The following is a 13429-nucleotide window of genomic DNA, read 5'->3' on the forward strand; positions in this document are numbered from 1 at the left end:
CATTGGAAGAAATCTTTCGAGAAGTTGGTAAAGCAGTTTTTAAGGGATCAGCTTTTGTGAAAAATTAAATGCAAAACTTACTATGCCTTTAAAAAACTTAACAAGGGTTAAAAGCAAACTTGATTTGGAACAATACAGGGCCTATTGTTGTGTCGATTGTATCAATTCGGATTTGGGTTTCTAGTTGTGGTTGATTTGGAGGTATATTTTTTGGAGATCTTGCCGTCAGATTTGTATTGATACCAAAAATCGAACTCACTGGCTTCTTACAGGCATTTATTGTGCCTAATGTAATACCTACATCTTTGCTCCAAACATCTGAGAAGCCAGGGCTAAACGTTGCGTTTGGATTATTGTTAGTTGCAACTATTTGACCTTGAAAGAGTATTCTAACATTTAGGTTAGCACTGCCTCCTGTAGGCACATCTGCAAAGCCAAGATACTTGACGTTAATGGGCTGAACGTTCAATCCAGAAGGTACATTCAGACCGATCCGCAGATTGCAGGATTTTGATACAACCTTAGGAGGTGTAGCTTTAGCTTCAAACTCAGAAAATGTTATTGAAAGAGTATCTCCATTCAAAATTCCCTCTGCTGTTCCGTCTGGGCAACCATTTCCTAAAAGAGTTACTGGAACTTTTTGAAATGTAAATCCTTGTGGTTCAGCCTGTGCCGGAGATAAACCGACAATATTTAAACTCAGTAAGGCTAAACTGGAAATTAGACCACTTAAAACTTTCATATTCATATTAAGGACTCCGCGAAAATGTGTAATTTACTGTTCACATTAGCTGCAACTAAAAATTCAAATTCCCTAAGATACTTCTAAACAAAGGAATTTTACCCAGCAGCCTCTTTGGTTTTTGGGGATTTATACCAATTCTTAATTCTGTGCAATACGCTCTGGTTAAGGAAGACAGAAAATAGTAAAAGGCAGGGAATTTCTGACTCTTAAATTATTTATCAGCGTATTTCATTTATTTAGAAAATTGCCATGTAACAAGATTCTGTAAAAAAGAATAACTAACTTGAGAAATGTATTGAATCTATCCAAAGGAATATATTTTGCAAATATAAATATTAACTAATAGCTGAAGATTTGCTCATTTTTTATAAAGTTAAAAGAAGAGTTGAGTAAAATCTAACGCTATTTTATTACTCTCGTGACAAAATATTTAAAAGCTTGTTTCTCTGTGCTTGGTTCTAAACAAGGATTTTGACTTTGTTGATCAAGCAAGGCTGTTCATGTTGGGTTTCGTTCCTCAACCCAACCTACATTGATAAATTTTATTATAAGTAATCACCCGAATATGATATTAAATCTTGGTGAATATGAAGTTAAATTTTGGTGAATATGAAGGTAAGTAACAAAGTTATTTGCCCTATGCTTGAATAATTTGGCGTTATCCAGAATAAGTATTATGGGTATATTCAGTCCTAAATTAGCGACTATTTAATAGTAGCTGACAAATACTTTCCTTCTTACCTAAGATACTCTCAACGGTGGTAAAATTTCCAAAACTGCAATGCTTAAATCAGGAAACTGTAAAGGTGAAATAATCCCATCTTCCTCTACAATTACTTCACTTTGATAGCCATCCTCAGTCGGTTGCCGAAAAACGTGCAATTGTCGGCCAATCACATCTAGCACCCAATAATCTATAATTCCCGCCTTTGAGTAAGCTTTTCCTTTAGTTTCACAGTCTAGTTTAAGGCTGCTATCTGCTACCTCAATAATTAGATAAACCTCAGAAGGGGTAGGATGGTGGTCTGCATAGTCCAGTGGGTCTAGTTTAACGACAGCAATATCCGGTTCTGGTTCAGACCGTTCATTTAACTTTACTGGGTCTTGAACACATATCAAAGCCCGATTCGTTAGACTGTTTTGCAGCAATCTATCTGTTCTTCCCACTGCTGACCTATGGGCTGTCCCTTTTGCAATCATCCAGATAATCTTTCCTTCTAGGAGTTCCACTCGTTCATCTGCACCAAAAATCCCAGCATCAGCCATCCGGTGGTATTCCTCTACTGTCCACAGGCGGAGTTTTAACGTCGTTTCTGTGTTTTGCATGGCTTGTTTAGCAACTGTGAGAGCAATTAATATCCTAGCATCTTTAACTTGACACACCAGAAATAGTATGATATAAGCAATATATTTTGCTTTACTAGGGGCGTACAGATGTGCATTGGTATCAAATTAGAGCCAGGGCGAATAAAATGAGACTGTTGGTAAATTTACTCTCTTGTTAAACCCCCCATCCCTAAAACCTGAGTTTTGCGTTGCTTTCGGGCCCTGCAATAAATTGCGGGCTAATAGCTAAAGTACGTTGAAACGCACTGAAATTAAAGAAATTAAGATGGATTGGGGCTGATGGGTTAGACCCCCGATCAATTCGCCAACAGTTTCATAGAATTCGCGGCTACACAAACTCTCGTCCGCCTCCGCGGACTAAGGAAAAATTGATGCCATAAAACAGGAGTCAGAATTCAGAATTCAGAATTCAGAATACTCTACCCATGAAGGGATAGAGTTTTAATGCGAGAATATTTTAATTTTTTTCGCTTAACCCAACGGCCACGCTACGGGCATCGCCAGGGGCGAGGTTTTGACCAATATTCATCACCCACTCGTACAGAATTCATACTGAATTCTGACTCCTGAGTTCTGAATTCTTCTTATAAATTAATCCTCTAAAATCTGGATTTGATCAAGTTGATTAATCACCACATCCGCACCTCGAACATTATCTGACTTACCCACCCAAGTGATGCCAATACAACCTGCGGCTTTAGCATCATGCGCCATTTGCATATCACCAACTGAATCACCCACCATCAATGTAGCGCCTGGTTCGACTCCCAAAGCTTGGCAAGCTTGCAAAAATAGGACTGGATCTGGTTTACTCGGTCCCTCATCTACTCCCATTTCCAACTGGATATAATCACTTAATTGGTGATTAGCGACAAACTTACGTACTTCTTGAGTTGTCGCAGCTGAGAGGATACCGAGTTTTAGTCCACCTTCCCACAGAGATTTCAAAACTTCTAAGCTACCCACAAAGAGTGGTGAAGGAGTTTGTCCAATGTATTTCTGTGCTTCATCCAAAGCTTGACGGGCTATTTTTAAGGACTCAAACCAACCCTTACCAGTTTCAGCTATATATGCTGCTGCTGCTACTTCTGTTTCGCGGCGGCTTGCAACTGATATTAAACCTGCGGGATCTAGAAGATTGCCATTGACACCAAATGCCATTAATAGGGGTTCCCCAGTTCCAGGGATTTGAGCATCTATTAATCTTGCTGCCTTTTGTGCGATCGCTCGCAAATACATTTCAGAATCTTCTAGAGTACCGTTTTTGTCAAACAAAATTGCCTGGATATTATCAAAAGTGATATTTCTACATTTAATGGTTGCCACAATATTTAACTCTTAACTACTGCCAACTCTTAACTTTTACCGATTTTCCACATAAAAAAAGAGGGTTTTCCCTCTTTTTTTAATGATTTTATACTCTTACTTAAAGACAAGTAAAACTAGAAAAAATCTATTACTCTTTAATAGCTGCTGGAATTTCCTCTTCAGTTTCCGTCGCTGCTGGAATCTCCTTTTCAATTTCCGCAACTACTGGAATTTCTTCTTCAATTTCTGCTGCTGGCGGAATTTCTTCTTCAAGTTCTGCTGCTGGTGGAATCTCTTCTTCAAGTTCTGCTGCTGGTGGAATCTCTTCTTCAAGTTCCACTGCTGGTGGAACTTCTATTTCTTCCTCTGCTAAAACTTCCACGGGTGCAGCCGGCGCAGCAGTAGCACCTTGCTGCTTCGCTAACAGCTGTTCACGATATTTAGCAGCCATTTCTTCTGCCTTATCGTAGACCAAATCTCGGTTTTTAATCATGTCGCCGGGTTCGGGTTCTAGCTGCTTGGTAGATAGGGAAATCCGACCCCTTTCTGCATCCAAGTCAATGATCATAACTTTCACTTCATCATTGACATTGAACACGCTGTGAGGCGTATCAATATGTTCGTGGGAAATCTCAGAAATGTGCAGTAGACCACTGACACCACCGATGTCGATGAAAGCACCGTAGGGCTTGATCCCACGAACGGTACCAATTACTACTTCGCCGACTTCTAGGCGGTTCATCTTGCGCTCAACTAACGCCCGACGGTGAGATAGAACTAGGCGATTACGTTCTTCGTCCACCTCTAGGAATTTTAATGGTAAATCTTCGCCTACCAATTCTTCTTTAGGTTTGCGGGTACTGATGTGCGAACCTGGGATAAAGCCACGTAATCCTTCAATCCGTACTAATGCTCCGCCGCGATTGGTTGCAAACACGCCAGAACGTACAGTCGCATCTTCTGCTTGCAGCTGTCGCACGCGCTCCCAGGCCCGCATATATTCAATACGGCGAATGGAAAGGGTTAATTGACCATCTTCATTTTCATCGGTAAGGATGAAAAATTCCCTGGTTTCGTTTGACTGTAAGACTTCTTCCGGGGCATCTACCCGGTTAATAGACATTTCTTGTATAGGTATATATGCTGCGGTTTTAGCACCAATGTCAATCAGAGCGCCGCGCGGCTCTATACTGAATACTGTTCCTGGGACAACATCACCAGGGCTAAAATGATAATCGTATTTGTCAAGTAGAGCAGCGAAATCTTCGTGAGTGAATCCAATTTCTGTAGCGGTTAAATTCTGATTGACCATGCTGATTTGTTCCTGGTTCTAGTCTCCGTAAAGGTTGTGCGACAAGCGTAATTTGTTATGTAAGCGCTTTTATGCCAGCCTACACAAAACATCCTTTTTCATCCTAGCGCAGAAAAGCTAGTATTAACACATATCTACTCCCAAGATTGGAAATTATATCACAATATTAATATGATTGATGATTTACTTAGTAGTTAGAAATAACAAAGGACAAACACAATAATATCCGTTGCTACTAAGGATGGTAGCAACGGATATTAACATTAAATCTTCTTAAATGTCTGGTAATCGGATCTACTTATCTTTTTTTTCAAAGCGAGGGGGTTCGCGAAATGCGATCGCAAAAAAGAGAGTACCTATACACAGAGTAAAAATCAAGATGTACGCAACGCTTTCCATATTACGATTTCCTCCCTATCCAGCCAGTAATTAAAGTTATGAGTGCTGAGTCCTGAGTACTGAGTCAGAGCCTTAACTCGGAACTCAGCAATCATAACTCAGCACTGAAATTAGAGAGCTTCCTTCCGGCGGGTTGACTTGTCACCCACTTTCTGGAACAGACCCCACTCAACTTGCTCTTCTAGATCGGCGTCAACACCAGCAAATACGTCTCGGTAGATTGTCCGAGCGCCATGCCAGAGATGACCAAAGAAGAACAGCAGAGCAAATACAGCGTGTCCAAAGGTAAACCAACCTCTAGGACTGGTGCGGAATACACCATCAGAGTTCAAGGTTTCCCGGTCAAATTCAAAGATTTCACCGCCTTGAGCCTTACGAGCATACTTCTTGACATCAGCTGGCTCTGTAAAGGTCTTACCATTCAGATCGCCACCGTAGAAACTAACGGTGACACCAGATTGCTCGAAGCTATACTTAGATTCTGCCCGACGGAAGGGAATGTCAGCGCGGACAACTCCATCTGCGTCGGTCAAAACTACTGGGAAGGTTTCAAAGAAGTTGGGGAGACGACGCACGGTCAATTCCCGTCCTTCAGAATCTTTGAATACGGCGTGACCTTGCCAAGACTGGGCAATGCCATCGCCCTTGACCATTGGCCCTGTACGGAATAGACCGCCTTTAGCGGGACTATTGCCGACATAATCGTAGAAAGCCAGCTTTTCTGGAATCTGCGACCAAGCTTCCGTTAGGCTTGCGCCTTGAGCAACGCTAGTTTGAACGCGACGATCAATTTCCTGACGGAAGTAGCTTTGATCCCATTGATAGCGGGTAGGGCCAAATAATTCGATGGGTGTGGCGGCGTTACCGTACCACATAGTACCAGCAACAACGAAAGCAGCAAAGAAGACTGCTGCAATACTGCTAGAAAGTACTGTTTCAATGTTCCCCATCCGTAGGGCTTTGTAGAGCCGTTCGGGGGGTCTGACTGTGAGGTGGAATAAGCCTGCAATAATACCAACAACACCAGCGGCAATGTGGTGAGCCGCAATGCCACCAGGGTTATATGGATTAAAACCATCTGGGCCCCATTCTGGTGCTACTGCCTGCGCGGCGCCAGTTATACCATAGGGGTCAGTAACCCATATCCCCGGACCAAATAGTCCGGTGACGTGAAAAGCACCAAAGCCAAAACAAAGTAGACCAGATAAGAACAGGTGAATGCCAAACATCTTTGGCAAGTCTAGGGCAGGTTCACCAGTGCGGGGATCTCTAAAGAGTTCCAAATCCCAGTAAACCCAGTGCCATACGGCGGCTAGGAACAAAAGACCGGAAAGAACAATGTGAGCCGCAGCAACCCCTTCAAATGACCAGAAGCCAGGATCAATTGACGGGCCACCAGTAACATTCCAACCACCCCAAGATTGGGTGACGCCCAAACGTGACATGAAGGGCAGAACGAACATCCCTTGACGCCACATCGGGTTGAGAACCGGATCGCTAGGGTCAAAAACAGCTAGTTCGTAGAGTGCCATCGAACCAGCCCAGCCTGCTACTAAGGCTGTATGCATCAGGTGTACAGAAATCAGTCGGCCTGGATCATTCAGAACAACTGTATGTACTCGATACCAGGGTAGTCCCATCGACTACGCTCCTCCTCGATGAGTTAGTTTACAAAGCAATTTTCTTACTGAGATTCTGAGAGACGAAAGCCGACACTCAGAAAACTCTCTCTTGTTTTTTGTTATTGCCAGAGCCAGAGTCTTAACACAGCTTAGTCTTAGAAGTCAGACAGCGTGGGAGATGAGGCAATGCTTACTCGCTTCGGGAGGTTTACCCTGTAGGGTAGCCATCGCCAAGCAAAAATGAGAATGTTTTAAAAAGTGTAACTATTGATGGAATTGTTTGCAAGCGTGTAAATTGATGCGATCGCGTAGCATCTCCAAGTTTTTTCGCTACCAATCCCCGTCAGAGATGAAATTTGCTTATCTTTTCTTGATGAGGAGGGTGGGGATGAGGGAGATGAGGGGGATGAGGGAGATGAGGGAGATGAGGGGGATGAGGGGGATGAGGGAGATGAGGGAGATGAGGAAGAATAAATAATGCCCTATGTATGCCCTATGCCCCATGCCCCATGCCCCATGCCACTATCTACTAAACCACTAACTGGATATTTTGCAGTTGACACTTCGCCTCAGCCGTACCCAGGCGTTCAATTACCTGTTCAGCACTCATTAGACGCTTCAGTACTACTTGACCTATGGTTTTACTGGCAATTACTGGTGTTGTTGGCTTGACTTCTACGGTTAAAATGGCTTCTTCAACTCGATAAAGCCATAGCAATTCGTTTTGTTCGACTAAACAAATATTCATTCGCTGAATATCTGGTTGGCGTCGCCATGCAGTTATTTGCCAGAGTCCATCAGATGCCCAGACTCTAGCAACTGTCCATCCCTCAGATAGAAAGAAATACTTCACGGTCTTAGTCTCACTATTAGACTTTCTATTTCCTATTTACCATATCTTACATATCTGATTTGTTAATGTATAACTAATGATATTTTAAATGAAGGTTATTTAAGTTATTGCCCACGTTTTAATAGGAAAAATCATTACTTATATCACTTGGATCGGTAGAAAAAATCACAAGATTGTAATATCTAATTTGACGCTAATAATTTTATAAGAAGAATTCAGAACTCAGGAGTCAGAATTCAGAATTGAATTGGAGTCCAACTGGGTAATGAATATTGGTTTAAAACCAAGCCGAATTGCGATGCCCTGAGCTTGCTTGCCCTGAGCCTGCGCCGAAGGGTCGAAGGATGGGCGAAAAAAATTAAAATATTCTCGCCTTAAAACTCTATCCCTTTATGGGTGGAGTATTCTGAATTCTGTATTCTGTATTCTGACTCCTGTTTTATTTTTTTGCCAAGTTGACAAGACATATTTATGTATAATATGTTAGCAATGCAGCAACATATTATGACTACTTTAGGTATGTTTTTCTCGCCTCTTTCAATCATTCCTATGTATGTCCGATAAGTTCTGCTTTTTCCCCTAATTCCTCTTGCGATAGGGGAGCATCTCAATGAGTGTAAAAAGCCTTGTAAAACCTCACCCCAACCCTCTCCTTGGTAAGGAGAGGGAGCAAGAATCTTGTTTCTCATCTGGTATTTTTGCTCCCATTGAGATGCTGCATAATTCGCCGTAAATCTATATTATTAGAGCAAAACCCTGTATCAAAAGTGGGTAAATTAGTAATTAATTGTAGAATATGCTATAAAACTAACGAAGATATAGTATAATCACTGACCGATAATTACATAAAATTTAACTGTATGACCTGGTTTTCCTTGTCCGTAAAACGGTGGGGTCGGATTACACAATTCCTATGTTTGTTCTGTCTATGTTTATTTTTAGTTGTTAGTTGCGCTCCTCGTCCTAAGCTTTCTACGCCACCATCCGGTTCTGTAAATAGCCCTACAAGTGATGGTCGGATTACTATAGGTACAACAGAAAAGCCAAGAACCCTTGATCCGGCTGATGCCTATGAGTTAGCATCTTTAGGTTTGGTGTTTAATATGAGCGATCGCCTCTACACCTACGAATCAGGAAGCACGGAAATTAAGCCCCAGCTAGCTACAGCATTACCCAAAGTCAGTCAAGATGGCTTAACTTATACCATTCCCTTACGTCAGGGAGTAGTTTATCACGATGGAACTCCCTTCAACGCCCAAGCAATGGCCTTTACCATCCAGCGCTTTATTGAAAATAAAGGAAAACCCTCATTCTTACTAGGTGATATAGTAGAGTCGGTAAAAACTACAGGCGAGTATGAGTTAACAATTAAGCTGAAAAAGCCCTTTTCAGCATTTCCTTCACTGCTGGCGTTTCCTGGGGTGTGTGCAGTTTCGCCAAAAGCTTACGAAGTTGGTGCTGGGAAATTCAAGCCGAATATTTTTGTGGGGACTGGCCCTTACAAGTTAGGACAGTATGGTACTGATTCAATCCGATTTGATGCGTTTGATAAGTATTGGGGAGAAAAACCAGCTAACAAGGGTGTTAACGTCCAAATTCAAACTAGTCCGGTTAATTTGTTTAATGCTTTCCGTACAGGTGCAGTCGATGTAGCTTATCTGTCGTTGCAACCAGATCAAGCTCGCAGCTTGGAAGACGGTGCTAAAAAAGGGGATTGGCAAGCGATCGCTGCTAACGGTAGTGTGGTAAGTTATCTGGTATTAAACCGGAATCAAAAGCCTTTAGATAAATTAGAGGTAAGACAAGCGATCGCGTCAATAATTGACCGTCCACTTTTAAACGAGCGAGTATTACTTGGTCAAGCAGATCCGCTTTATAGTATGATTCCCACGACGTTTAAAGTTTCTGTGCCATTATTCAAAGATAAATATGGCGATGCTAACTTTGAGCAAGCTAAAAAATTGTTAACTACTGCTGGTTTCTCCAAAGAAAATCCCGCAAAAGTGCAAATTTGGTATCCTTCTAGTTCGCCTACTCGTAGTTTGGCAGCACAGACACTCAAATCCCTTGTCGATGTCAAAATGGATGGAATACTGCAATTTGAAGTTACCCCCGCCGAAGCCCCTACCTTTTTTAAAGACATCTCCAAAGGATTATATCCAGCAGCTTTACTTGATTGGTATCCAGACTTTTTAGACCCAGATAATTACGTCCAGCCGTTTTTGTCTTGTGGCAAAGGTTCAGTTGCCAAAGGATGCGAAGATGGAGCTAGTCAAACTCAGGGTTCGTTTTACTATAGCGAAGCCATGAATAAACTGATTGATCAGCAACGCAAAGAACAAAACCCCGAAGCGCGTCAGAAAATTTTTACAGAAATTCAAACGCAAGTAACTACTGAAGTACCTTACGTTCCCTTATGGCAAAACAAAGACTATGTATTTGCCCAAAAAGGTGTTAGCAGCGTACAACTTAACCCTACCCAAATTCTGGTTTACCAGACAATTAAAAAGTAGTCATTAGTCATTAGTACAGAACACCACAAAAAGGGTATGGAATTTAATCATTCGTAGGTTGGGTAGAACGAAGTGAAACCCAGCATCAAGTCTGAATATTTCCGAACCCCTTTGACGGTAACGTGTACTTAGTCATTGGTCAGTAGTCATTATAGCGGTTTGCAGTTAAGTCTAATACAGACCTAACCCCCAACCCCTTCCCTTGCAGGGAAGGGGAGTAAGATTCAAAGCCTCTCTCCTTGTAGGAGAGAGGTTTGGAGAGAGGTCAAAATTCTACTCAACTGAAGCGAGAACCGCTATATTCATTGGTCATTTGCAAATGACAAATAACAAATAACAAATAACTAAAATATGTCTCGCTCTAAAGCTTTACAGTATTACATTGTTTCTCGGTTGCTTCTCGCGCCACTTCAGCTATTAACGATTATCACGATTGTATTTCTCTTACTAAGAGCAACACCAGGAGATCCCGCAGATGCAATTCTCGGTGGACGTGCGCCAGAAGCTGCTAAAGAAGAATTGCGAAAACAACTAGGTTTAAACCTTCCCCTGTGGCTACAGTACCTTAATTATTTGGGAAGCATACTGCGCTTTGACTTGGGAACCTCTTTAATGAGTCGCGGACTGAATGTTTGGGACATAATTGGGCAATATTTCCCGGCGACGGTGGAGTTAGCAGTATGTAGTATGGCGGTTGCACTCATCGTTGGAATTGCGGTTGGGACTCTCTCAGCCTCTCGTCCTGGGACATACTTTGATGTCGGTGGGCGCTTATTTGGGATCATCACCTACGCACTCCCGATGTTTTGGGCGGGAATGCTTTTGCAGTTGATTTTCTCAGTCCAATTGGGTTGGTTTCCTAATTCCAACCGCTTTCCGCCCAATCTTCCGGCTCCCACGACTGTCACCGGATTGTATACAATTGATAGCTTACTCGGTGGAAATTTAACCCAGTTTTTCACATCTTTGCACCATCTGGCTCTACCGAGTCTCACACTAGGAATTTTGCTGAGTGGGATTTTTGAGCGAATTGTAAGAGTAAATTTAAAGCAAACCTTGCAAGCAGATTATGTAGAAGCCGCTAGAGCCAGAGGTATTGGTGAAAATAAGATTTTAGTCTCCCATGCTTTAAAAAATGCCCTAATCCCAGTTATTACAGTGTTGGGATTAACTTTTGCGTCGCTGTTGGGTGGGGCGATTTTGACAGAAGTGACATTTTCTTGGCCTGGGTTAGCCAATCGACTATATCAAGCGATCGCCGATCGCGATTATCCCACAGTCCAGGGAGTGCTAGTATTTTTTGGTGCGATCGTTGTGAGTGCCAGCATTTTGATTGATATTTTAAATGCTTATGTAGATCCGCGAATTCGGTATTAGTAAAGAGTTATTAAAACAGAAGACTGAAATTACCGTCCAACATCCAAGTTAAAGTAGAAACTACCGTTAACAATTCTGTTGCTATAAGACTCATATTTGATTATGGTAGAACTTTTTCATCGTTGGGTTTTGCAGCAGTAGAGTAGAGCTGATTTTTCACGTCATGTGGAAAAGCCGCAGTAGAGTAGAGCTGATTTTTCACGTCATGTGGAAAAGCTAACGATTGACCTAACCCCCTAGCCCCCTTCCCGACACGGGAAGGGGGAAAATTCAAAGTCTCTCTCCTTGTAGGGGAGAGATTTAGAGAGAGGTTTTCCAGATACCGTGAAAAGTCAGTAGAGTAGAGCGATGCTTACGGCTGGCTACGCCTACGGATTTGCTATATCAACGATCGCATTTGTTACTTCAACGATCGCAAAAGCTACTTCAGCGATCGCAAAAGCTACTTCAGCGATCGCAAAAGCTACTTCAGCGATCGCAAAAGCTACTTCAACGATCGCATTTGTTATATCAACGATCGCATTTGTTATATCAGCGATCGCATTTGTTATTTCGGCGACACCATTTACTATTATTGAGGGCTTATCTTCTTAAACTACGAGGGTCGAGGGCATCTCTCAGCCCATCACCGAGTAAGTTGAATGCTAGCACTGTGAGGATAATCAGCACAGCCGGTGGCCAGATTAACCAAGGTTGCAGTACCAAAATTGAAGCATTGCTAGCCAGAGAAAGCATATTACCCCAAGAGGGGTCTGGTTGTTGAATTCCCAAGCCGATGAGACTCAATATCGCTTCTGCACCAATAAAGCTGGGAATAGCAAGAGTCGCAGAGATAACTATATAACTAGCCGTTTGCGGCAAAACGTGGCGGAGGATGATATAAAGTGGATTACCGCCCATTGCGCGTGCCGCCTGGACAAATTCTCGCTCTTTAATTGATAGTACCTGTCCGCGAATGACCCGTGCTAAACCAGCCCAGCTAATAACCGAAGTAATCACCACAATCAGCAAAAAGCGCTGGGTACTGCTTAAACCAGGTGGCAAGACTGCTCCCAAAGTCACCAAAAGATAAATACTGGGGAAAGTCATTAGTACTTCTGCCAAGCGCATAATGACGCTATCAGTCACACCGCCGAAATAGCCGGAAATTCCACCGATGAGCAAACCGAGGGGATAGGTAATGATAATGCCAAAAATCCCGATAAACATACTGATGCGACCGCCATGCAGCAGACGACTTAATTGGTCGCGGCCTTGGTCATCAGTGCCGAAGATGTTGAATTTTGCGCCACTTGTTGTCCCAAATAAATGCCAATTTAAGGGGATACCAGCAAAGATTGTGACCTCATCCCACTTCGGGGGTAATGGCAAACTCATCTGCAACAATCGGTATTCTGGCCCGGAGACAAATAGACGCAGGGGTGAGGGCTTTTTGAAGTCTACAATGAGTTGGCGATCGCCTGTTTCTAAATTCGTGTCTCCCTGAGTCGTGGGATAAATATGAGGACCGATAAACTGCCCTGACTGGGAAAGCCAGTGTATCTTAGTTGGTGGCAGCAGTGAACCATTAGGCTGTGAAGCGTAGGGGTCATAAGGAGCGATGAAATCAGCTGCAATTACTGCTATGTAAAAAACTAACAGCAAAATTGCCCCAAATCGTGCCAAAGGATTTTTCTTCAGTCGTCGCCACCAATCCATAGTAGTTAGGAGTTATAAGTTATGAGTTATCTTATATCTTGCACCAGGCGATTAGAAATCGCGGCGATACAAACGAAGTCCACCTCCGTGGACTAAGAGAAAATCAAAGGTTTTTAACCCAGGTCGGCGGGTTTCGCCTGTGTAGCCGCGATTTCTAATCGCCAAGGCTAGGTGCAAGATGTGAATTATGAGTTATCAAAGTTTTATCTTAACGAGTCGCGGAAGTCCCCACCTTCAATGTACTCATAAGGTGGG

13 protein-coding genes are annotated in these 13429 nt (G+C 42.7%); 4 read left to right on the plus strand and 9 right to left on the minus strand.

All coding sequences use genetic code 11. The features are described 5' to 3' along the window. Positions 1–97 precede the first annotated feature (97 nt). From V7K27_RS24825 to psbB, 6 genes are all read right to left on the minus strand, one after another. A complete protein-coding gene (locus V7K27_RS24825) occupies positions 98–748 on the minus strand; it encodes a DUF4360 domain-containing protein (RefSeq protein WP_334950842.1) in 651 nt (216 codons plus the stop codon). A 738-nt stretch (positions 749–1486) separates the two neighbouring features. Next, positions 1487–2071 carry a Uma2 family endonuclease gene (locus V7K27_RS24830; protein WP_334950927.1) on the minus strand — a complete coding sequence of 195 codons (585 nt, stop codon included), beginning with the start codon at positions 2069–2071 and terminating at the stop codon, positions 1487–1489. 612 nt (positions 2072–2683) lie between these two features. Continuing rightward, a complete protein-coding gene (locus V7K27_RS24835; RefSeq protein ID WP_334950844.1) occupies positions 2684–3418 on the minus strand; it encodes an HAD family hydrolase in 735 nt (244 codons plus the stop codon). Between the two features lie 130 nt (positions 3419–3548). Beyond that, positions 3549–4712 carry a 30S ribosomal protein S1 gene (locus V7K27_RS24840; protein ID WP_334950846.1) on the minus strand — a complete coding sequence of 388 codons (1164 nt, stop codon included), beginning with the start codon at positions 4710–4712 and terminating at the stop codon, positions 3549–3551. A gap of 294 nt (positions 4713–5006) precedes the next feature. After that, positions 5007–5111: a photosystem II reaction center protein T gene (locus V7K27_RS24845; protein WP_196514711.1), complete on the minus strand. Its 105-nt coding sequence runs from the start codon at positions 5109–5111 to the stop codon at positions 5007–5009. 110 nt (positions 5112–5221) lie between these two features. Continuing rightward, positions 5222–6751: a photosystem II chlorophyll-binding protein CP47 gene (psbB, locus tag V7K27_RS24850; protein WP_334950849.1), complete on the minus strand. Its 1530-nt coding sequence runs from the start codon at positions 6749–6751 to the stop codon at positions 5222–5224. Between the two features lie 331 nt (positions 6752–7082). Between psbB and V7K27_RS24855 the strand changes: the two genes are divergently transcribed. Beyond that, entirely contained in the window at positions 7083–7211 is a 129-nt protein-coding gene (locus V7K27_RS24855; RefSeq protein WP_334950851.1) for a hypothetical protein, read from the plus strand. Positions 7212–7262: 51 nt separating this feature from the next. On the opposite strand, the gene V7K27_RS24860 is transcribed toward V7K27_RS24855, so the two are convergent. Further along, a complete protein-coding gene (locus V7K27_RS24860; RefSeq protein WP_334950853.1) occupies positions 7263–7586 on the minus strand; it encodes a hypothetical protein in 324 nt (107 codons plus the stop codon). Positions 7587–8446: 860 nt separating this feature from the next. Between V7K27_RS24860 and V7K27_RS24865 the strand changes: the two genes are divergently transcribed. From V7K27_RS24865 to V7K27_RS24875, 3 genes are all read left to right on the plus strand, one after another. Continuing rightward, positions 8447–10099, plus strand: coding sequence for an ABC transporter substrate-binding protein (locus V7K27_RS24865; RefSeq protein ID WP_334950854.1), 1653 nt, complete (start codon positions 8447–8449; stop codon positions 10097–10099). 351 nt (positions 10100–10450) lie between these two features. Beyond that, positions 10451–11476 carry an ABC transporter permease gene (locus tag V7K27_RS24870; protein WP_334950855.1) on the plus strand — a complete coding sequence of 342 codons (1026 nt, stop codon included), beginning with the start codon at positions 10451–10453 and terminating at the stop codon, positions 11474–11476. A gap of 348 nt (positions 11477–11824) precedes the next feature. Beyond that, complete coding sequence (locus tag V7K27_RS24875; RefSeq protein WP_334950856.1) at positions 11825–12070, plus strand: hypothetical protein; 246 nt, start codon at positions 11825–11827, stop codon at positions 12068–12070. Here V7K27_RS24875 and V7K27_RS24880 read toward each other — a convergent pair. Continuing rightward, positions 12059–13174, minus strand: coding sequence for an ABC transporter permease (locus V7K27_RS24880; protein ID WP_334950857.1), 1116 nt, complete (start codon positions 13172–13174; stop codon positions 12059–12061). The genes V7K27_RS24875 and V7K27_RS24880 overlap by 12 nt on opposite strands. Positions 13175–13225: 51 nt before the next feature. Continuing rightward, positions 13226–13351, minus strand: coding sequence for a hypothetical protein (locus V7K27_RS24885; protein WP_334950858.1), 126 nt, complete (start codon positions 13349–13351; stop codon positions 13226–13228). Positions 13352–13429 lie beyond the last annotated feature (78 nt).

This window comes from Nostoc sp. (assembly GCF_036919575.1).
Lineage (GTDB): Bacteria > Cyanobacteriota > Cyanobacteriia > Cyanobacteriales > Nostocaceae > Nostoc.

Coding starts and splice junctions, on each gene's coding strand:
- V7K27_RS24870 (WP_334950855.1), top strand. CDS start 10,451: ATGTCTCGCTCTAAAGCTTTACAGTATTACATTGTTTCTCGGTTGCTT.
- V7K27_RS24840 (WP_334950846.1), bottom strand. CDS start 4,712: ATGGTCAATCAGAATTTAACCGCTACAGAAATTGGATTCACTCACGAA.
- V7K27_RS24875 (WP_334950856.1), top strand. CDS start 11,825: ATGCTTACGGCTGGCTACGCCTACGGATTTGCTATATCAACGATCGCA.
- V7K27_RS24855 (WP_334950851.1), top strand. CDS start 7,083: ATGAAATTTGCTTATCTTTTCTTGATGAGGAGGGTGGGGATGAGGGAG.
- V7K27_RS24880 (WP_334950857.1), bottom strand. CDS start 13,174: ATGGATTGGTGGCGACGACTGAAGAAAAATCCTTTGGCACGATTTGGG.
- V7K27_RS24825 (WP_334950842.1), bottom strand. CDS start 748: ATGAATATGAAAGTTTTAAGTGGTCTAATTTCCAGTTTAGCCTTACTG.
- psbB (WP_334950849.1), bottom strand. CDS start 6,751: ATGGGACTACCCTGGTATCGAGTACATACAGTTGTTCTGAATGATCCA.
- V7K27_RS24830 (WP_334950927.1), bottom strand. CDS start 2,071: ATGCAAAACACAGAAACGACGTTAAAACTCCGCCTGTGGACAGTAGAG.
- V7K27_RS24865 (WP_334950854.1), top strand. CDS start 8,447: ATGACCTGGTTTTCCTTGTCCGTAAAACGGTGGGGTCGGATTACACAA.
- V7K27_RS24845 (WP_196514711.1), bottom strand. CDS start 5,111: ATGGAAAGCGTTGCGTACATCTTGATTTTTACTCTGTGTATAGGTACT.